At 55.2% G+C, this 19,228-nt stretch carries 15 protein-coding genes; 11 read left to right on the plus strand and 4 right to left on the minus strand.

Annotated elements, in window-relative coordinates; genetic code table 11:
• Positions 1-240 precede the first annotated feature (240 nt).
• Positions 241-1,419 (minus strand): YibE/F family protein, encoded by a 1,179-nt coding sequence (locus tag NE547_RS00885; protein ID WP_186906195.1) that lies wholly within the window; start codon positions 1,417-1,419, stop codon positions 241-243.
• A gap of 272 nt (positions 1,420-1,691) precedes the next feature.
• On the minus strand, positions 1,692-3,266 hold the full coding sequence (locus NE547_RS00890) for an alkaline phosphatase (RefSeq protein WP_256174513.1): 1,575 nt from the start codon (positions 3,264-3,266) through the stop codon (positions 1,692-1,694).
• Positions 3,267-3,460: 194 nt separating this feature from the next.
• Between NE547_RS00890 and NE547_RS00895 the strand changes: the two genes are divergently transcribed.
• From NE547_RS00895 to lysS, 3 genes are all read left to right on the plus strand, one after another.
• On the plus strand, positions 3,461-4,171 hold the full coding sequence (locus NE547_RS00895; protein ID WP_186906193.1) for a hypothetical protein: 711 nt from the start codon (positions 3,461-3,463) through the stop codon (positions 4,169-4,171).
• 145 nt (positions 4,172-4,316) lie between these two features.
• Positions 4,317-4,790, plus strand: a complete 474-nt coding sequence (gene greA, locus NE547_RS00900) for a transcription elongation factor GreA (protein ID WP_186906192.1) — start codon at positions 4,317-4,319, stop codon at positions 4,788-4,790.
• Between the two features lie 17 nt (positions 4,791-4,807).
• Positions 4,808-6,310: a lysine--tRNA ligase gene (gene lysS / locus NE547_RS00905; protein WP_256174514.1), complete on the plus strand. Its 1,503-nt coding sequence runs from the start codon at positions 4,808-4,810 to the stop codon at positions 6,308-6,310.
• Between the two features lie 170 nt (positions 6,311-6,480).
• Here the strand turns inward: lysS and NE547_RS00910 are convergent, their stop codons facing one another.
• A complete protein-coding gene (locus NE547_RS00910) occupies positions 6,481-7,710 on the minus strand; it encodes a site-specific integrase (protein WP_024729783.1) in 1,230 nt (409 codons plus the stop codon).
• Positions 7,711-7,767: 57 nt separating this feature from the next.
• A complete protein-coding gene (locus NE547_RS00915) occupies positions 7,768-7,968 on the minus strand; it encodes a hypothetical protein (protein ID WP_006573960.1) in 201 nt (66 codons plus the stop codon).
• 894 nt (positions 7,969-8,862) lie between these two features.
• On the opposite strand from NE547_RS00915, the gene NE547_RS00920 reads away from it, so the two are divergent.
• The 8 genes from NE547_RS00920 to NE547_RS00955 all read left to right on the plus strand — a co-directional run bounded on the left by NE547_RS00920 (position 8,863) and on the right by NE547_RS00955 (position 19,211).
• Positions 8,863-9,927 carry a YqaJ viral recombinase family protein gene (locus NE547_RS00920; RefSeq protein WP_256174515.1) on the plus strand — a complete coding sequence of 355 codons (1,065 nt, stop codon included), beginning with the start codon at positions 8,863-8,865 and terminating at the stop codon, positions 9,925-9,927.
• Positions 9,928-9,944: 17 nt separating this feature from the next.
• Positions 9,945-12,218 carry an ATP-dependent RecD-like DNA helicase gene (locus tag NE547_RS00925; protein ID WP_256174516.1) on the plus strand — a complete coding sequence of 758 codons (2,274 nt, stop codon included), beginning with the start codon at positions 9,945-9,947 and terminating at the stop codon, positions 12,216-12,218.
• A 68-nt stretch (positions 12,219-12,286) separates the two neighbouring features.
• Positions 12,287-13,351, plus strand: coding sequence for a hypothetical protein (locus NE547_RS00930; protein ID WP_024738476.1), 1,065 nt, complete (start codon positions 12,287-12,289; stop codon positions 13,349-13,351).
• 39 nt (positions 13,352-13,390) lie between these two features.
• Positions 13,391-15,169 carry a YodL domain-containing protein gene (locus NE547_RS00935; protein WP_256174517.1) on the plus strand — a complete coding sequence of 593 codons (1,779 nt, stop codon included), beginning with the start codon at positions 13,391-13,393 and terminating at the stop codon, positions 15,167-15,169.
• A gap of 47 nt (positions 15,170-15,216) precedes the next feature.
• Positions 15,217-15,432 carry a hypothetical protein gene (locus tag NE547_RS00940; protein ID WP_256174518.1) on the plus strand — a complete coding sequence of 72 codons (216 nt, stop codon included), beginning with the start codon at positions 15,217-15,219 and terminating at the stop codon, positions 15,430-15,432.
• Between the two features lie 77 nt (positions 15,433-15,509).
• Positions 15,510-16,460 (plus strand): Cas9 inhibitor AcrIIA9 family protein, encoded by a 951-nt coding sequence (locus NE547_RS00945; RefSeq protein ID WP_256174519.1) that lies wholly within the window; start codon positions 15,510-15,512, stop codon positions 16,458-16,460.
• Between the two features lie 11 nt (positions 16,461-16,471).
• On the plus strand, positions 16,472-17,017 hold the full coding sequence (locus NE547_RS00950) for a hypothetical protein (RefSeq protein ID WP_256174520.1): 546 nt from the start codon (positions 16,472-16,474) through the stop codon (positions 17,015-17,017).
• 1 nt (position 17,018) lies between these two features.
• Positions 17,019-19,211: a PcfJ domain-containing protein gene (locus NE547_RS00955; protein ID WP_256174521.1), complete on the plus strand. Its 2,193-nt coding sequence runs from the start codon at positions 17,019-17,021 to the stop codon at positions 19,209-19,211.
• The last annotated feature ends 17 nt before the right edge of the window (positions 19,212-19,228 follow it).

Below are 19,228 nucleotides of genomic sequence, written 5' to 3' on the forward strand. Positions count from 1 at the left end.
CCCCCCCCCCCCCGCCTCAGCTTGTCGAAAACGGCCTCTGGCCTTTTTCGACAGAGGGATGCATGACGGACAGGGCTCGATTCTGGCAGAAAAGCCGCCCTGCCCGTCATGAGAGGTGTCATTTCCGACGCGCATGTCGCCGGAAATGACGGAACTTCCTTTCCTCCCGTCGCCTGCGGACGACTCAACTCTGCCAGGCTCTTCTCCAGGAGGGTTTTTCGACCGCCAGAGGCGGCGGGCCTAGCCCGCCGCCTCTGGTTTGCCGGAGTCGGATGTATGGGTTCGGCCCGCCAGCAGCATGCCGCTGGTGAGGGCGGTGAAGGGCGCTACGGTGACCAGTCCGAAGGACCCTACCACCGTATGGATGATCTCAGACGCCACATATTTGTAGTTCAGGATGTTCCAGATGGGGGTGCCCTGAGCCATAAAGACCATCAGCAGGGCCACAAAGCCGCCGGAATAAGCCAGAAGAAGGGTCGTGGTCATGGTGCCCATGGCGGCCCGGCCCACGTTCATTCCGGAGCGCACCGCATCCCGGCGGGAGATGTCGGGGCGTTTATCCACCACCTCGTTCACCGCCGAGCAGATGTCCACGCTCAGGTCCATCACCGCGCCGGAGGAGCCCAGGAAGATGGAGGCCATAAAGATGCTGGTCAGATCCAGATCCGGAAAGCCGCTGTAGAGCAGACTTTCGGAATAGGCCATGACCGCCCCGTGGATGCGGAAGGCGTTGGTGAACAGAATCCCCAGCACACAGGTGACCAGCACCCCCAGTCCGGCCCCGGACACGGCGGCGGCGCAGCGGCGGTCGAAGCCGTACACCAGGGCGATGATGAGCACGGTGAGCACCAGAGTCGCCGCCAGGCCGATGAGGATGGGATTGTGGCCCTTCAGATAAAGGGGGATGAGCAGCTTCCAGATCATCAGTACGGTAAGGGCGAAGGAAGCGATGGCCCGAATGCCGGTCTTACCGGCGAAGAAGATGAGCAGGGCCGCGAAGCAGAGAGCCAGCACCAGTTCCCAGTTCAGCCGGTAGTGGTCGATCATGTTGATGGAGAGGATGGTATCGCCCTGATAGGAGATGACCACCAGGGCCTTGTCGCCGACGGCGAAGATCTTATCCTGCTCCAGGGAGCCGTTGAGCATATTGTAGCCCGTGGCCGTCTGCCCCTTGAACGCTCCGCCCAGCAGTTCCAGCGTGCAGGCCTGCTCTCCGGAGCGGACCAGGCCGGTGTCCACGACGGCGGAATCGTCCACGGCCACTACCCGGGCTGCGCAGCGGTCGTTGCCCTGGTAGTTGAGCGCGCCCTCAAAGCCCGTGGGCAGGAGCGCCAGCAGGAGGATCAGCAGCAGGCAGACCGCCACGGGGGCGTAATAGCGGCGCTTGGCGCCGTCGTGCAGCAGCTTCAATGACAACATTCCTTTTCTTCTGTAATTGGCAGGCGGACCAAACGGCCCGCCGGGTTCACCCGAAAGGGGCGCGCCGCGCCCATAAAGCGACGCAGCCGCCAACGGCCGCGTACTGCGGGCGGCTGCGCTCGGAACCCGTCAGGGGGCCTTCCGCAGCGGGACGAGGCTTTCCCGGATCAGCGGCAAAGCCGCCGGTTCGAGAATACCCGGGCGGGCCGCATTTCTGCGGCCCGCCCGGTGTCTGTGGGTTGGTCCGTGCAGGAGAGGAAGAAGGATGCGATTTATTTCACACCCAGCATCTCAGCAAGCTTGCTGAAGATGGCGGTGTTGTCGTAGTAGCCGTTGAAGACCTCAGCGCCCGCGCCTTCGGCCAGGACCGGGACCGGAAGGCCAGTGTGGCTGTAGGAAGTGAAGGAGACGCCGGATTTGTTGTTGAGGATGTGGGTGATGGTGACGGTCAGGGGCTCATAGGTGCCGTAGAGCACGTACTCGGCCTGCTCGTACTGGCTGGCGGCGGTACCGTTGATGCTCTTTTCGTAGGCGGCCTTGAGCTGGCTCTGCTCGTACTCGGTGAGCACCAGCTTGTCGCCCTCCTTGCCCTGGGTCTTCAGGCCAAAGAGCGTTTCGATGTCGGCCAGGACGGTCTCAAAGGAGGCCTTCTTCTCTTTGTAGGCGGCCACGTAGTCGCTGTCGTACTTGGCGAAGGAGATCTTCTGGCGGTTCAGCAGGGTCAGGTAGGTATCATAGTCGGTGCCGGCGAAGCCGATGGTGAGGCCGCCGGTCTCGTGGTCGCCGGTCACCAGGATCAGCGTCTCGTCGGCGTGCTCCCTGGCGAAGTCGATGGCGACCTGTACCGCATCGGCCAGGGCCATGGTGTCGTTGATGGTGGAGGCGGCGTCGTTGGCGTGGCAGGCCCAGTCGATCTTGCCGCCTTCGCACATCATGAAGAAGCCCTTATCGTTGTCCAGGACCTCGATGCCCTTCTCCACATAATCGGCCAGAGACCACATGGCGTCGGTACGGTCCAGCTCATAAGCCATGGCGCTGGAATCGGCCAGGTTCTCGTCGATGAGGATGACGGGGCCGCTGGTGACCTTTTCAGCCTCGGCCTGCGTGGTGACCACGTTATAGCCCGCTTTCTCAGCCAGGTCGTACAGGCTCTCCTTGTCTTTGTCGGAACCGGTGGGCTTGAGCAGACCGCCGCCGGCAAAATACTCGAAGCCGGAGTCGACCAGTTCCAGACCGATCTCATAGTAGCTGCCGCGGCTTTGCTGGTGGGCGTAGAAGGCGGCGGGGGTGGCGTGGTTGAGGTTGACGGAGGAGATCACGCCGATCTTCCAGCCCAGCTGATCCTTCAGCTTTTCGCTGATGGTCTCATAGGATACGCTGCCGGTCTCGTCCATGTTGATGGTACCGGAATAGGTCTTGTGGCCGGTGGAGATGGAGGTGGCGGTGGAGGCGGAGTCGGGAGCAAAGCTGTTGGAATCAAAGGTCACCGCGGAACCGGCGGTCTCAAAATTCATAAAATTCAGATAGGAAGGACCGTCCAGCTTGGCGCCCATGTTGTCGTCCAGGCTGGGCTGAGCGTTCAAGTAGTCCTCGTCGGCCAGGGCGCCCAGGTAATCGGCGGTGGACTGGATCTGGGGATAGCTCATGCCGTCGCCGATGAACAGGAACACGTACTTGGGGGCCTTCGTCTGTGCGGGCTGGGCGGAAGCGGCGGAGAGGGACACGGGGGCGGCGGCAGGGAGGGCGCTGGTCTGCGCGTTGTCGGCGGTGCCGCCGCTGCAGGCGGCCAGACTGCCGCACAGGGTCAGGGCCGCCAGAGAAACGGCCAGGGGTCTGTTCCAATTCATTCAGATTTTCCTCCAATACAGATACGATTCTTTGTCTTGCGGACAGTCCCCATGATACCCGAAGCGGAGCGCCGGGCGCTACCAGGCGCGGGTAAAGAAATGAAAAGCTGTGGTAAGGCAAGGTAAAGTTTCTGCAAAAAAGGGCGGTCATATCCCATCGCGGCGCGCATATCCTTGTCCTGAGGTGATGGGGAATGGTGGGCTGGCTGGTGCGGGAGGACAGGCGGGGGCGCCGGCCGGTACTGGAACGGACGCAGCTGGCGGGCATGACCGTGCTGCGGGCGGGGGTACCCGCACCGGACGCGCTGGCACAGCGGAAGCTGGAGCGCCGGCTGGAACGTGCGGCGGAGCTGCTGTGCCGGGCGGGGGTGCGGCGGGTGCTGGCGCAGGAGGGATTTGCGGGCTGGCCGCTGCTGGAGGCGGCGGGGCTGCAGCGCGTGAGCGCCGCGGCCCTGTGTCAGGCCCTGGCCGCGCCCTTGGCCCTGGCCGCGCTGAAACGGCAGGGGATCGCCCCCGGGCAGGCGGCGGTGTCTCTGGCGGGGACGCGGGTCAACCGGCCCCTGTTCCAGGCGGCCGAACAGCTGTGCCGGCATGTGCGTACCCTGATCGTCGACGCTCCGGCGGGGGGGAGGGAGCTGGCGGGATACCTGCGCTGCGCCTACGGCGCGCCGGTGGTGGAGCCGGAGGCGGGGGTGACGCCCCACGCCGTGCTCTGCTTTGCCCCGGCGGCGGATGTCCGCGGCGCGCTGAAGCTCTTTGGGGCGGTCCCGGACCTGGGCGCGCTGGCGCTTGGCCCTCCCCCCGGGCTGGAATGCCGGACGGCGGAAGGGCTGCCGCTGCTGGCGCTTTTGTGGGAGGAGGGACGTCTGGACCTTGCGAACATACAAATTTTAGAAGCAAATTGACTTGACAGGATGGGGGAAACTACATATAATATCGTATTAATGTGAGAAACCATATCCTTTCAGCATTTTGCAGGTCGGCAGGAGACCTGTTTCTGCCAAAGAGAATCAGACGGAAAGCATAACAGGAAAGGTGTGCGCGAACAACATGGCGAAGGAATTCAAACTGAGCGCTGAGCGCTTGGAGGAGCTCAAAAAGGAGCTCGTTTATCTGAAGACGGTCCGCGAGAAAGAGGTGGCCGACCAGATCAAGGAGGCGCGCTCCTTCGGCGATTTGAGCGAGAACAGCGAGTACGACGAGGCGAAAAACGAGCAGGGCAAACTCTACTCCCGCATCGCGGAGGTGGAGAATATCCTGCAGAACTGCGTGGTCATCGAAGAGCACGAGCAGGACCCCAACGCGGTCCGTCTGGGCTCCAGCATCAAGGTGCTGGACCTGGAGTTCAACGAAGAGGAGCGCTATCAGGTGGTGGGTTCTCAGGAGGCCGACCCCATGAACGGCCGCATCTCCGAGGACTCCCCGTTTGGACGGGCTCTGCTGGGGCGGGCCGTGGGCGACGAGGTCTACGTGGAAGCGCCGGCCGGTTTATTAAGGTATCAGATCTTAGAGATTCAAAAGTAAAGTAAGGAGCAGCTACCATGTCTACTGAAGAGAGAAACGTCAACGAGCCCATGGAGGAAACCCTGTCTGAACTGCGCCAGATCCGCCGTTCCAAGCTCAAGGAGCTGCAGGACGCGGGGCAGGACCCCTTCCAGATCACCAAGTACAACGTGACCCACCGCTCCGCCGACATCAAGGCCGGTTTTGAGGCCCTGGAGGGCAAAACGGTCTCCGTGGCCGGGCGCATCATGTCCAAGCGGGGCATGGGCAAGGCGGTTTTCTGTGATCTTCAGGACGTCAAAGGCCGCATCCAGCTCTATGTGCGCATCGACGAGCTGGGGGAGGAGGCCTTTGCCAAGTTCAAGAAGACCGACATCGGTGATATCGTCGGCGTGGAGGGCGAAGTGTTCCAGACCAAGCGGGGCGAGATCTCCGTGAAGGCCCGCCGGGTGACGCTGCTCTCCAAGTCCCTGCTGCCCCTGCCGGAGAAGTTCCACGGCCTGACCGACAAGGAGACCCGTTACCGTCAGCGCTATGTGGACCTGATCATGAACGAGGACGTGCGCCGCGCCTTCCAGATCCGCACCGCCTTTATCAAGCATGTGCGCGCCTATCTGGACGCGCGCAGCTACCTGGAGGTGGAGACCCCGGTCCTCAATACCATTTCCGGCGGCGCCACCGCCCGGCCTTTCATCACCCATCACAATACGCTGGATATCGACATGTATATGCGCATCGCCACAGAGCTGCACCTCAAGCGCCTGGTGGTGGGCGGCTTTGAGCGGGTGTACGAGATCGGCCGCATCTTCCGCAACGAGGGCATGGACCCCAAGCACAATCCGGAATTCACCACCATCGAGCTCTACGAGGCCTATGCCGACTTCCATGATATGATGGACATTGCCGAGGGCGTTCTGTCCACCGCCGCCAAGGATATCCTGGGCGGCTACAACGTCCGTTGGCTGGGCGAGGAGATCGACCTGACGCCCGGCTGGAAGCGGCTGACCATGATCGACGCCGTTCGGGACTATGTGGGCGTGGACTTCGACGCCGTCTCGGATGACGAGCAGGCCTGCAAAGCCGTGGAAGCCGCGGGCGTCGACCTGGAAGGCTGCGAGCGCACCTGGGGCACCGCTTTGTATGAGGCGTTCGACCAGCGGGTGGAGGAGAAGCTGATCCAGCCCACCTTCATCACCATGTATCCGGTGGAGGTCTCCCCCCTGACCAAGCGCTCTCCCAAGGACCCCCGCCTGACGGAGCGCTTTGAGCTGTTCATCAACCACTGTGAGTTTGCAAACGCCTTCTCCGAGCTCAACGATCCCATTGACCAGCGGGGCCGCTTCGAGCACGAGATCGCCCTGCGCGACGCGGGCAACGACGAGGCCGGCATGATGGACGAGGATTTCATCACCGCCCTGGAGTATGGTCTGCCTCCCACGGGCGGCATGGGCATCGGCATTGACCGCTGCGTCATGATGCTGACCAATTCCGACTCCATCCGGGACGTAATCCTGTTCCCGACGATGAAGCCTTTGGGCTAAAATTCCACAATATGTAGCGTCTGATGAAATAGGACGGCACAAGATATAGTGAAAAGGGCTTACAACTACAACTTTTCTACAACTTTTGCTTGAAATCAGACGGCTTCAGACGGGCCAAAATGAAGGGCAAATCCGTGTTTTTTATGCGGATTTGCCCTTTTTTGCAATTTTCACATTAGCACCAAATTGCCCTTGATTGCCTCTGCTTTTTCCCTCATGTTTTCTTGCGTAATATGCGTATAAATATCCATAGTTGTGGAAAAATCAGCGTGGCCCATCACTTGCTGGATAAACTTGATGTCGTTCGTGCTTTCACAGAGCCGCGTGCAGAATGTGTGTCTCATGTTATGTACGCTAAAATGCGGCAGCAGTTCCGGCTCACGATCTTCCAGTTCAGCCTGATCCATTTCTTCGGCGTTGTAGGCGATGGAGATACGCTGGATGGCCCGGTTGATATTATGGGCACTGAGAAAGTAACCTTCCCGATTCCTAAAAAGGAAACCGTGATACCCATTCATCACAAGGTCTTCCGGATAGAGGGTGTCCATGACTTCAATCAATGTGCGGAGCTGTTCAGCAACCTGCGGATACAGGATCGGGATGGTACGGGTGCCGTTGGTTGTTTTAGGGGTGTTGATGTGAAAACCTGCTTTCCCATCAATCACACGGTAAATCAAATTATGATTGACAGAGATGGTGTTGTTCTCCAGATCCACATCATTTTTAGTTAAGCCAGTACATTCCGCAACACGCATTCCTGTACCGAGCAGCACGACCATGACAGGCAGCCAGTGGCTATACATCGGTGACTTTGAAATGAAACGAAGAAAGTTCTTCTGCTGTGTCATAGTCAGCGCGATTCTTTTCTTCGGGGGTGCCCCGGCCCCCTCTGTTTTGAGAGAGCGATAGACGCCCTTGCTGGGATTTTTTCGGATGTAATCATCATCGACCGCCAATTCCAGCGTGGGATGGATCAGGTTATTGATGCTTTCCAGAGAATTGATCGCAAAGCCTTTTTTCAAAAGCTTCGTGTAAAAGGTCAGGATGTCGCTCTTTCGGATATTAGGCAGAGGGATGTTAGCAAACGGCTCGTCCTTCACATAGTTGTTCCAAAGATATTCGTAATTCGCCCGTGTAGAAGCCTTTAACTGAATTTTCGTATCCATGAGGACTTTAAACATATCATTTAGGGTAATTTTCATAGCCTCCTGGGTACGAATACCGTCATCGCTGTCACGGTTGAGCACTTTTTCTTTGGCTCGCAAACTGGCAAGGTCAAAATCATAGATGTACTTTTTCTTTTTGCCCAGTTTATAGACAAACATATAGCTGCCGTCTGAGCGTTGTGTCTCTCCTGGCCGCAGGTTACGACCTTTGTTGTCTTTTCTAACTTTTGGCATAGGCTGATACCTCCCGATGTTTTGTGTGTTGCTGCGCCCGGAATGGGCAGGGCTCTGTTAGCATGAGATCTCGTACAAGTATTCCTTTACTCGCTGAACGCTCCAAAGGACACGAGAATTCATGGTGATGCGGGCGTGGGCCAGGTCGCCGATCTGGACGGCCGTGTGCCGCCCGCAGTCGAGCAGTTTGCAAAGCGATTCTGTATCGACCGCCAAGCACTGATCTGGTGAAAGGTCATTGGGTTTTCTTTTTTCCATAATTGCCCTCCTTTATTTGCAATTACATATATCCCCTACGATTTGTAGGAAAAGGTTTTCAACAAAAACAATGAAGTCACTTAAATTCATCGGGAAGTGTGAAGGCTCTTCCATCGTCCATTTCCTGCGCCGGGGCTTTCCGCCGCGTATTTTCAGGCTGCCGCTATGCGACATTTAAGTTGTGGGCGCGCACAAACACACTATCCGCATCTCCTGTATAACTCCGATAAAAGAGGTTATGAGAATTGTCAAGGTACAAAAAGAGCGTGCGGACTGGCTACGGAATCCGGCACCATGTCTGTACACCCTATAAATAGGGCAAGAAGGCTGTTTTTTCTGCACAGCCTATTTTTTGTAAAAAAATTTTCCTGTTAGACTATATATAGACATTTGTTCTTGACTAAATCAATATATTGTGCTATCCTGTACTTGTAATTGATTTTTGTGCGTTCTCCATGTGGGATACAGATCTTGTATCTGTACGGCAAGGCTCAAAGCCCTGCATTGCACACGCAGTTAAGATTGTATTTGTGCCAGTAGTATTGCTGCGCCCATTCGGGCCAGTATATTACTGGCTTTTTTTATTTTTCGGGGTTTCCCCATCAGCGAGGATGACATTGGTTCATAGGCAACTATGGACAACAGGCGTTTTGCCCTTTGTCATGCTCGCTTTTTTGTCGCCCAAATGCCGGAAACGGCTTTGAGGATATATCAAACTACAGAAAGGCAGGTAACACGCATGAATGTAAAAAAGCGAAGGCAGGAGCCTATGGCAAAAAGGAAATGGCCTTTGGAGGACTGGCAGCATCAGAAGGTGCCCAAATCCAGCCAAGTCCATAGTCCAATGATTCGAGTACACGCTATTCCCCGCCGAACACGGAGGGGGTGCTAAAGATGCCGGCGAGCAATGTAGCCGCCGAAAAGCGAAGTCAACCCCAAATTTTGGTGGAAACGGCGGGCCTGTCCGAAGAGGAATGGCTTGCATACCGCCGGAAAGGGATTGGCGGCAGTGATGTGGCGGCTCTGCTGGGAATTTCACCCTGGCGGACGGCAAGAGACCTCTACTTTGACAAGTTGAATATCGTAGCGGTCGAAGATAATGAGGACAACTGGGTTGCTCTGGAAATGGGGCACCTGTTGGAGTCGTTGGTGGCGAAGATATTCCAACACCGCACAGGGTACAAGGTCTATCAGATCAAAAAAATGTTCCAGCACCCACAGTATTCGTGGATGCTGGCCGATGTGGACTATTTTGTGGAATTGCCGGATGGCAGTACCGCAATTCTGGAGATTAAAACGACAAATTATAACGCAAGGGATAACTGGTGGCTAAACGGTGAAGAAACCGTTCCCGTCTATTATGAAGCCCAAGGGCGGCACTATATGGCCGTCATGAATGTGGACCGCTGCTTCTTCTGCTGCCTGTATGGCAACAACGAGGAAGAAACCATTATTCGTGAAATCCGGCGGGACGAGTCCTATGAGGAGGAGATGATTTTCCTGGAGCAGTATTTCTGGGAAAACCATGTTCTTACCAGGACGCCGCCGCCCTATACCGAAGATGGTGATCTGGTGCTTGAAAGCGTGCGCCGGCATACGGGCTCTGCAGATCAGGACGCTCCCGTTGTAACGCTTGATTTGAGCCTGACAGCCAAATTGATGCGCTATCTCCAGCTTCAGGAGCAGAAGAAACTCACGGAAGCGGGCAGCAAAGAGATTGAGGCGGATATGAAGCGGCTGAAGGCGGCGCTGGTCGCAGAAATGGGCAAGAGCTGCAAGGCCGTTTGCCAACAGGATGGGGTGAACTATATTGTCACCTACAATCCAGTGAGAACGCCCGGCATTGACAAAGACAATCTGATGCGGCTGAAGCTGGACCACCCTGATATTTACGAGCAGTATGTAACCGTTTCAGAATCCCGAAGGTTCAGTGTGAAAATTGATACCAAGGCGGCATGAGAAAGGAGGAAAATGATTTGATCCATAGAGGAACTTATGATGGGACAATTTACCATAATCCTGCAAATAAGTTCTGCATCATCAGTGTAAAAACTGCGGACAAGGATGTACCTCAAGAAGCCAGGTCTACCCGCCGGCACAAGGATCATCTGATTCGGTTTGTGGCTACCGGCTACGAACTGCCCCGCACAGATGCGGTAGAACTGGAACTGGATGGCGAATGGAAAAAAGGAAAGTATGGGATGCAGCTTCAGGTGGAGCAGTGGCATGAAATTGTCCCTCAAACCAAGAGTGGAGTGGAAGGCTATCTGGCCTCTGGCCTTATCAAAGGCATCGGGCCGGCGCTCGCCAAACAGATCGTATCACGCTTCGGCGTGGAGACACTGGACATTCTGCAAAATCGCCCGGAGCGGCTGCTGGAGATCAAAGGCATCACGGAGAACAAGCTGGAGGCCATCAAGACCTCATATGCAGAGAGCCGGATGCTGCAAGACCTGATGACGCTGCTCTCCCCGTTCAAGATTACACCGAAAACAGCGCAGAAGATTTATCAGTTTTTCGGCCCGGCCAGCGTGGACATCTTGAAAAAGAGTCCGTTTGAGCTTTGCCAAATATCCGGTTTTGGCTTTTTAAGGGTGGATGCCATCGTTCAGAAAAACGGAGGCGAACTGCGCGCCCCTATGCGAATCAAAGGCGCCTTGTTCTGGGCGTTGGAGGATAGCAAGGGGAAAAACGGACATTTGTTTTTGACCAGTGAGGCTTTACAAAAAGAGGCGCTCCAATTACTCAACGCTAAAATCCCTATTCCTTCGCTTCGGCTCCATGCACAAGAGGTCAGCGATGTCCTCGAAGATATGATCCTGCATGGAGAGGTCGTATCCGTCAAAGGAGGCATTTATCTTCCTCGTGTATTTGCACAAGAGGATGAAACTGCCCGCCGGATTGCGATGCGTGTGGTGGAGCCTCCCACCCCGGAGAAGATCGAACAAATTTTGGAGCAGGTCAAACGAGAAATTGGATTGGCGCTGTCCTCAAAACAGGAAGCGGCTGTGTATGCAGCCTATCGCCACAATCTTTCCATCATCACAGGCTCCCCGGGCACCGGCAAGACAACTGTGCTGAAAACAATTTTGGAGGTCTACCGCCGCCTGCATCCCCAGGGAGAGATCGCCTTGATGGCGCCGACAGGCCGAGCCAGCCGGCGTATGGCGGAAAGCACCGGGGTTGATAAGGCCAAGACGCTGCACAGCATTTTGGGGCTCGCCAGCGAAGAAGATGAAATAAAACGCAACAACACCCAAGAGCCGCTTTCGGCCGATTTGATCATTGTGGATGAGTTTTCCATGGTGGATATGTGGCTGGCAAATAAATTTTTCTCACGCATCAAAGGTGGCGCACGGGTCATTCTTGTCGGAGACCCGGATCAGCTTCCCAGTGTAGGCGCCGGGAATGTGTTCCGTGAACTGATTGACTGCGGCCTTATCACCGTGACGGTGCTGGATCAGATTTTCCGTCAGTCCAAGGACAGCCTGATTGCCTACAACGCCAAATTCATTAACGAAGGCAACACCAAGCTGTACTACGGCCAGGATTTCGTTTTCATGGCAAGCAACAATCAGGCGGAAGCCGCTGAACGAATTGTTGCCCGCTACTGCCGGGAGATCGAGGAAAGTGGGATTGACCGGGTGCAGATCCTATCGCCTTTCCGCTCGGACGGCGCGGCCTCTGCGGAACAGCTCAACGAAGCGATCCGCGAAATGGTTAACCCGTTCCGTTCCGCCGAGGAAGAAATCAAAATCGGTGTCAAGGTATTCAGGGTCAATGACCGGATCATGCAGACCAAAAACACTGCCAAGGTATCCAATGGCGACCTGGGATTCATCCGCTATATCAAAAATGATGAAGATGGAACTCGCGTTGGACTTGACTTCGGTGTGGGCCGTGAGTTGGAGTACGGCATAGAGGATATGGTCAATCTGGACCTCGCCTACGCCACTACGATTCATAAAGCAATGGGAAGCGAGTACGATACGGTCATTATGCCGCTCTTAAAGGCACATACTGTCATGCTCTATCGAAATCTGCTCTACACTGGCATCACCCGCGCAAAAAAGCGTGTGGTGCTCATCGGTCAAAAGCAGGTATTGTTCATGGCAATCCATCGCAATGAGATCGGCAAACGCAACACGCTTTTGGGTGAACGCATCCACCTGTACTATAAGGCGTATGCCCGGCGGGCAGGTATCCCCGTTCCGGCGGACTTGGAAAAAGAATTGAAGCACGCAGGCTAAAAATGTGACGCAAGGTGCAGAAAAACGCCCAGCGTCCCCTATTTATTATACAGGAAGGAGTTTAGAAGATGAGTGACAACAACAATAATGCAAAAACGATGTACGAGGCCGTTCCTGCCGCTGCGGAACTGAACAAGGTACCGGGGTTCGACCCGCTGAAGTTCCTCCGGCGTGCCGGGGACTCCATGAAATTGGACTTACCCTATCAGAAACTCTGGTTCCGAATGGCACACCCCAATGGGCGTATGCGTCTGACGGCCATGCGGATCACGGAGCAGATGGCGATTTTTGAGGCCAAGGTATTTCTGGACCGCAGTGACGCGGAGCCGTTCAGCGTGAGCGTTGCCCAGCAGACCATGCAGGATAGCAGGGACTTTGTGAAGGCAGCTCAAAATGAGGCGTTGAGCCAGGCCCTTTCGGACGCTGGATTTGGTATCCAGCTTGTGAGCGCCGACACTCATGCCGCTTCCGTACAGAAAGCGGCGCCTGTGAGTAAAACGCAGCCCTCTGCCATTACTCCGCCTGTGAGCACTGTGTTGCCGCAGGAGCCCTCCAGCGCCTCGCAGAAGGCCGCTGTTCTTTCCGAGGGTAATTCCATTTCCGGGGGCACACAAACGCCACAGAGGGCATCTGAAAACGCGGAAACAGCAAGAACGAAGATTCAGCCCGCAGAAACTCCAGCCAAGGGGCAGAGTTTGCCGGTGAGCCCTACTGCAAACACGGATACACTGCCAGCGGGATTCGCACCAACGGAAGAACAGCCGGAAAACAGTAAGGCGGCGGAGGAATTACCAATTCATCTCCCTGCGGAGGAACTGCCAGTTCAGCGCCCTGCAGAGGATCTGACGGCCACCAAGGAGGCACAGGAGGTCCCGGAAGCCGAAATCGTGCAAGAGGCCCCTGCATATACCCCGGATATGCCTGTAGAGGATATTCTGAAGGTGATGACGCTGGAACAGGCACAGGAGGTCGTTGTGGACAGCGGTGTGTGCCGGGGGCTGACTATTGCAGAAGTGGCGAAGAAGCGGCCTGTCAATCTGCGTTTCTATTTGACTCCGGGCAACAAAAGCAAGGACAACATCGTTCGGGCTGCCGCCCAGCTGGTCCTCAATTCACTTCAGAAGGCCGGTTGATGCGAAGCCCTGGCTCGGGTATGAAGGGAGGAATGACAAATGGGCTCATACCCGGATGAATTTCCTTTCGGCATCATGGAAGTTGTCAATCTATTAAACCTGCGCATCAGGCGTCAACAGGCGAACAGCGTCTATGTGGACTGCCCGTTCTGCGGTGACCGCCGGGGACGGATGAATGTCAATTTCGTCAAGAATGTCTGGCGGTGCAACCACTGCGATGCACATGGCGGAATGCTGGCGCTGTATGCTGAACTTAACCATACGACTACATCCGATGCCTACTGGGAGATTGCAGAAGCTCTGTGTGACAATATCCAAGAGGAACACGCACGCTCCGGGAATGAAGCCCAACAACGGCCGGCCAGCCCATGCCCTTCAACTTCGGGGGCCTGGGCTGCCCCTGCCGGTCATTCTTCTTCCGAGCGAAAAACAGTACCACAGTCGAATAAGGCCAGTCCAGCGGAGATCCACCAGACGCTATCCCTGCTGCTTGCTCAACTTACGCTGCGGCCGGCGCATCGGGAGCATCTGCGCTCCCCTAAACGCGGGCTGTCTGATGAACAGATTGACGCACTGGGCTTTAAGAGTACCCCACCGCCTTTTCTATGCCGGTCTATTACAGAACGGCTGATCAAGCAGGGATGCAAGGTGCAGGGAGTGCCGGGCTTTTACCAGGATGGCGGTGGACATTGGACTATGGCTTTTTATCAAAAGACAGCCGGCATCCTGATCCCTGCCATCGGCTTTGACGGCATGTTGCAGGGATTCCAGATCAAACTGGATATACCGCTGAAAAACAAGGATGATCCGCCGGAAAAGCCGGGAGCAAAATATATCTGGTTTTCGTCTTCCTCAAAAAAGGGCGGGACAGGATCGGGCAGCCCGGTACATCTGGCAGGAAATCCATCTGCCCGTGTCGTTTATGTGATTGAAGGTCTTTTGAAGGCAGACATCTCCCATTGTCTGACCGGGCGCACTTTCGCCGCGATTGCCGGCGCCAATAACACCAGTCCGTTGGACGCTATGTTTGCGTTGCTGGCGCAGAGTGGTACAGAAGAGATTATCGAAGCCCATGACATGGACAAGTACAACAACAAAATGACCATGGCCGGGGCATCCAAAATTTACTTAATGGCGCAAAAGCACGGCATGAATTGCCGGCGGTTGACTTGGAATCCCAATTATAAAGGGTTTGATGACTGGCAGCTGGCTTTGCGCCAGGGCAGTCAGCGGCAAAAGGAAATTGAAAAGTTGAGTTTCAAAGAGCAGTATCTGCGCGGGCTGTGCGAGCTGGCCCACATTGAGGACTGCGTGGAACAGTGGCAGCACCGGGCCGAGCAAGACATCGGACTGACAGAGTATCTGGGGCTGACGGGGGAGGAACATAAAACCTTCCTGTGCGGCGGCCGGGACGCTCTTGCCGCCCTGTTGGAGCCACAGCGGCGAAAACAAAGGTTTGTACTTTATCAACTTCAACTGGACGAAGAGAACGCGATCCCATTTGCTTTCAAGGATATTACAGCGTTAAAAGCGGCTGGTTATGAACAGCCGCCTGCGGCGATGTACTATGTGGCAGGAAGTGGAGAAATCTACTGTCCAGCGGAGGAATCAGATGACGCACTTTTGAAGCGCCTGTTTGCCGACTGCCGGGAGCGGCTGCCTGAAGGCTGCCGCGGGCGGCCGATGGCGATTTCCGATGTAGTGGAACTGAATCATGGTACCAAGCGGGCATATTATTATGTAAGCGGACAAGACCAGTTTAGACAAGTAAAGTTTTCCCCTATGCTCGCAAAGAAGGAAATTCCAGAAAAGACATAAGAGAGGTTTTGATGGTTGTCGTGAGTGAGACAAAGGAGAGCCAGCTTTTGGCGCTCCTGGAGCAATGCGTCCATCTGGACGCTGATGTGCGGCCCCGTACAGAAAAATGCTTTTTTACGGTGACGGTTCCGCCGCCGTGGAACGGTCCGGCGCGCAGGGCGGCTCAAGCAGTGCAGGATCAAATCAAGGAATGGTCAAAGCAATATCCGAATGTGGTGTGTTACTGCTTTGACAGCTACAGTACATTGGTTTATGTGCTGTAAAACAATGTGGCAAAGGCATGGGATGGGCATTGGCCTGTTCCGTGCCTTTTTTATGAAACGACGGAAAGGAGATCACTATGGGATATTTTTCAGAAATGGCGCTGAACAAGCAGGAGGAGCTCGGGCTTCCCGCAGAACAAGTACCGGCTGGAGACGCCTTTGAGGATGAGGAAACTTTTGACGAGCTGCCGGTGCCGTCGGACAGCCGTTTAGCGGCTTCCCCTGTCGTGGAAACGCCGCCATCGCCCGCATTTGATGCAGACGATGAGGCCGAGGAATTGGAAGACATGAACGGAGACAATGCTTCCGAGGCAGCGGACACGGATGGGGACGATGCCGGTAAAGAGCAGGAGGCGCCCGCCAAGGCCGATGCGGCCACCGATGCGGACGAGGAAAAACGCCGTGCCGAGCATGAGGCGGCTGAAGCCAAGCGTAAAGCAGAATGGGAAGCCCGGCAGGCTGAAAAGAAAAAGGCCGAGCAGGAGCAGCTGGAGCGTCTGGCCGCGATGAGCGACGACGAGGTGGTGAACGCCTCCATGCAGCGGGTCAGCGCAGATACAGAAAAACTGACCCGGCGCAACATGAAGGAGTGTGTGGCAGAATTTATCCAGACCAAGTGCCTGGAGGATATTGCTTTCGCACGCCTCACCATGCACCCGCGCAAGTCAATGATCCACTGTTTCCAGTACATCAGCCGCAAGGCGTGGGACTACATTCAGGATGAACTCAAAGCAAGCGGCATTCAGCCAGGTCCGGGCAGACAAGGGTATGGCTGTGATGTTCCGGACGATTTGTGCTACCAGTGGGCAGAGGACTATTTCCGCGACCCAGACGCCAAAGAGGACCATGAGGAAGAAGAAAAGTTTGTACCGAACCCCTACTATGGAAAAGATTTCGCCAGAACCACCAAAAAGAAGCAGAAGGAAAAGAAAAAGGCAGAAGCCAAACCGAAGCCTGTGCAGAAGGAAAAGCCTGCCAACGATGGTCAGCTGTCGCTGCTGGATCTCGGCATGGCAAAGGCAGGTTAAGGGGGTGCAGCATGATTGCATATAAAGGATTTCTTCCCGGCCTGATTTGCAGAGGCTACCAGTTCAAGATGGGACTCAATGTAACAGAAAAGGCCAACTGTGCTCATAATGGCTTTCACTGTGCTGAGGACCCACTGGATTGCTTGAGCTATTACAGAGATATAAACCACGCAGAATACTATATTGTCGATGCCGGCGGAGACATTGACGAAGATGGTGTCGATTCCAAAATTTCCTGTACAGAGTTGACAATTTTGAAACGGCTGACAAAAAAAGAACTTTTCCTCCATGGCCTTGCTTTTATGGCAGACCACCCGAAGCGGAAGTGGAACAGCAATATAAAGGCGGACAAAGCTGAAGCGTGGAATGGCTATGCAGCGGTGCGCGGCGCCGACCCTATTGCAAAAGGGACTCGGAACGGAGATGTACTTGCGTTTGCAAAAGAGGACGGCACTACCGGCGGCATCCAGCAGATCGTGGTGGCGGAGATTGACGGGAAAACGCTCCAACCAGGAATTTGGTATGGCGTGGAGCTTGAAAAAAGGATGGTGAACTAAATTGAAGAAATCTGCACTCCTGGCAATGCCGAAATTGACGGCAACGCCGGAAATGAAACAGGCAGCAATAGCGGATGAGCCGAAACAGCATGAAAGCCCCTATGGCTATCGCTATGTTGAACGGACCTACTATCCATATATGAACTGCGTCGTTCAGGATGGCATCCTCAAAGCGGCTTTTTATCTGCCGGAGCATCTGCGGCTGGATGGCAACAATCCTGCTTATGAAGTGTTCCTTGACAAGAAAGCGCACCAGTTTCTGACTTACGACCATTTAGAGAAAAAATGGCGGGACGCCAAACTGGACAGGCTGAATTGGCCGGGGAGAAACTATTATGCCACCTGCTGGGCCAGTGAGAAAGATGCTGCCGTAGTACAGGATTATCTTTGTGGGGAACGCGGCGGTGATCTCGGTATCCTTGATTTTCAGAGAAATGTACGGGACGAACAGTTGGAGCAGAGGCATAAACGAATTACCGGCGCGTGGGATCAGGATCTGGCTCAGGTGCCTGAACTGCCCAAGGATTGGACGCGCTGGATTGATAAGGTGGCTGTGCGGGAAAATTTCATCTTCTATCGCTATAAACGCGGCGGAGCCCAAAACGGTTATTGTACCTTTTGTGGGAAAGAGGTCCCTATATCCGGGCATCCATATCACAATAAGAAAGGACGCTGTACCTGCTGCCGGCATCCCATTGTATTCAAAGCCCTGGGGCGCGCCGGGTATATTCGGACAGAAAAGGACTATGCTTATCTGATTCAACGGTGCAAGGATGGCTTTGTTCTCCGTGAATTCTGGGCAGAGAGGACTTACTGGAAAGACAGTCTGCCCTCCGGAGAGCCCTACTGGCATGAGTTTCGCCGTTCGATTTATGACCGCAGCGGAGAAATACGCTCTTACTATTGGGGCGTGTATTGCCAGCGGGAAACGCGATGGATTGCCGGTAGTCCCTGTTACTATGGTTACTTTACCGTTCAGACAGGCAGGGTCTATGGTAAGAGCCTTCCCTGCATGGAACAGAAGGAACTGCTCGGCACTGGCCTTGTGCAGTGGGTACGCACCCATCCGGTGACTGATCCGGAAAAGTATTTGGCTGTTTGGAAGCGGATGCCGAAGATGGAGCAGATTTGGAAGGCAGACTTGCCAAGGCTGACAAAAGAATGCTTTGAACATTGTGATTCTGTGCGGGAACGGATACTCTATCCAAATGAGCCGCGCCTGATTCGGGCCTTGGGATTAGACGGCCCCAAATTCCGCCGCCTGCGGCAGATAAATGGCGATACGGAAGACCTGGCATGGCTGCAGCTTGAAAAGCGGACCAATCAACGCATACCGGATGAACTGTTTCGCTGGTTTAAAAAAGAACGGATCAGCGCCAAAGACATTCTGTTCATCGCGGACCGCATGAGTCCGATTCAAATCCGAAACTATCTGCAAAAACAGAAGCCGGATTTTGACGGAAGCTGCCAGCAGGCGTTGACCACATGGCAGGACTACCTTGCTATGGCAGAGCGTCTGCATATCGACACCAGCGATGAAATTATCTATCGTGCGCGTAAATTGCGTCAGCGGCATGATGAACTGGTTATCCAGTGTGAGGCTGGAAGTTTGGAGCTTCAAGCAGAGAACATGGACAAGAAGTACCCCCATGTTCGCTCCATCTGCGAGGGATTGCAGAAAAAGTATGCCTATGCAGATGAGGATTATCTGGTCATTGCCCCTCAAAATACTTTTGATATTATCAAAGAGGGACGGATGCTTCACCATTGTGTCGGGAATGACGGCGCCGGCGAACGGTACTATGACCGCATCGAGCGCCGGGAGAGCTTCATCATGTTTCTGCGCCGAGCGGAGGAACCAGAAGATCCCTATTACACACTGGAGATCGAGCCGGACGGCACTGTGCGTCAAAAACGCACGCTGTTTGACCGCCAGCACGAGGACATCGAGCAGGCAACGGAATTTCTGCAGAAGTGGCAAAAAGTCATTGCGGCACGGCTCACAGGCCAAGATTTGAAGCTGGCCGCGCAGAGCCGCGTCCTGCGCAACGAGGAGTTTATCCAGATGAAGAAAGACCGGGTGGTCATCCATACCGGGCACCTTGCCGGCCATTTGCTGGCAGATGTGCTTTTGGCTGATTTGATGGAAAACAAAGAAGTCGTGCAGCAGCAGGAGCTCCCTGCGGCTGCATGATACAGGTACAATGGCCG

Source organism: Flavonifractor sp. DFI.6.63 (assembly GCF_024462255.1).
Taxonomy (GTDB): Bacteria; Bacillota; Clostridia; order Oscillospirales; family Oscillospiraceae; genus Lawsonibacter_A; species Lawsonibacter_A hominis.

Coding starts and splice junctions, on each gene's coding strand:
- NE547_RS00945 (WP_256174519.1), top strand. CDS start 15,510: ATGGGATATTTTTCAGAAATGGCGCTGAACAAGCAGGAGGAGCTCGGG.
- NE547_RS00885 (WP_186906195.1), bottom strand. CDS start 1,419: ATGTTGTCATTGAAGCTGCTGCACGACGGCGCCAAGCGCCGCTATTAC.
- NE547_RS00910 (WP_024729783.1), bottom strand. CDS start 7,710: ATGCCAAAAGTTAGAAAAGACAACAAAGGTCGTAACCTGCGGCCAGGA.
- NE547_RS00895 (WP_186906193.1), top strand. CDS start 3,461: ATGGTGGGCTGGCTGGTGCGGGAGGACAGGCGGGGGCGCCGGCCGGTA.
- NE547_RS00890 (WP_256174513.1), bottom strand. CDS start 3,266: ATGAATTGGAACAGACCCCTGGCCGTTTCTCTGGCGGCCCTGACCCTG.
- NE547_RS00920 (WP_256174515.1), top strand. CDS start 8,863: ATGCCGGCGAGCAATGTAGCCGCCGAAAAGCGAAGTCAACCCCAAATT.
- NE547_RS00935 (WP_256174517.1), top strand. CDS start 13,391: ATGGGCTCATACCCGGATGAATTTCCTTTCGGCATCATGGAAGTTGTC.
- lysS (WP_256174514.1), top strand. CDS start 4,808: ATGTCTACTGAAGAGAGAAACGTCAACGAGCCCATGGAGGAAACCCTG.
- NE547_RS00930 (WP_024738476.1), top strand. CDS start 12,287: ATGAGTGACAACAACAATAATGCAAAAACGATGTACGAGGCCGTTCCT.
- NE547_RS00915 (WP_006573960.1), bottom strand. CDS start 7,968: ATGGAAAAAAGAAAACCCAATGACCTTTCACCAGATCAGTGCTTGGCG.
- NE547_RS00950 (WP_256174520.1), top strand. CDS start 16,472: ATGATTGCATATAAAGGATTTCTTCCCGGCCTGATTTGCAGAGGCTAC.
- greA (WP_186906192.1), top strand. CDS start 4,317: ATGGCGAAGGAATTCAAACTGAGCGCTGAGCGCTTGGAGGAGCTCAAA.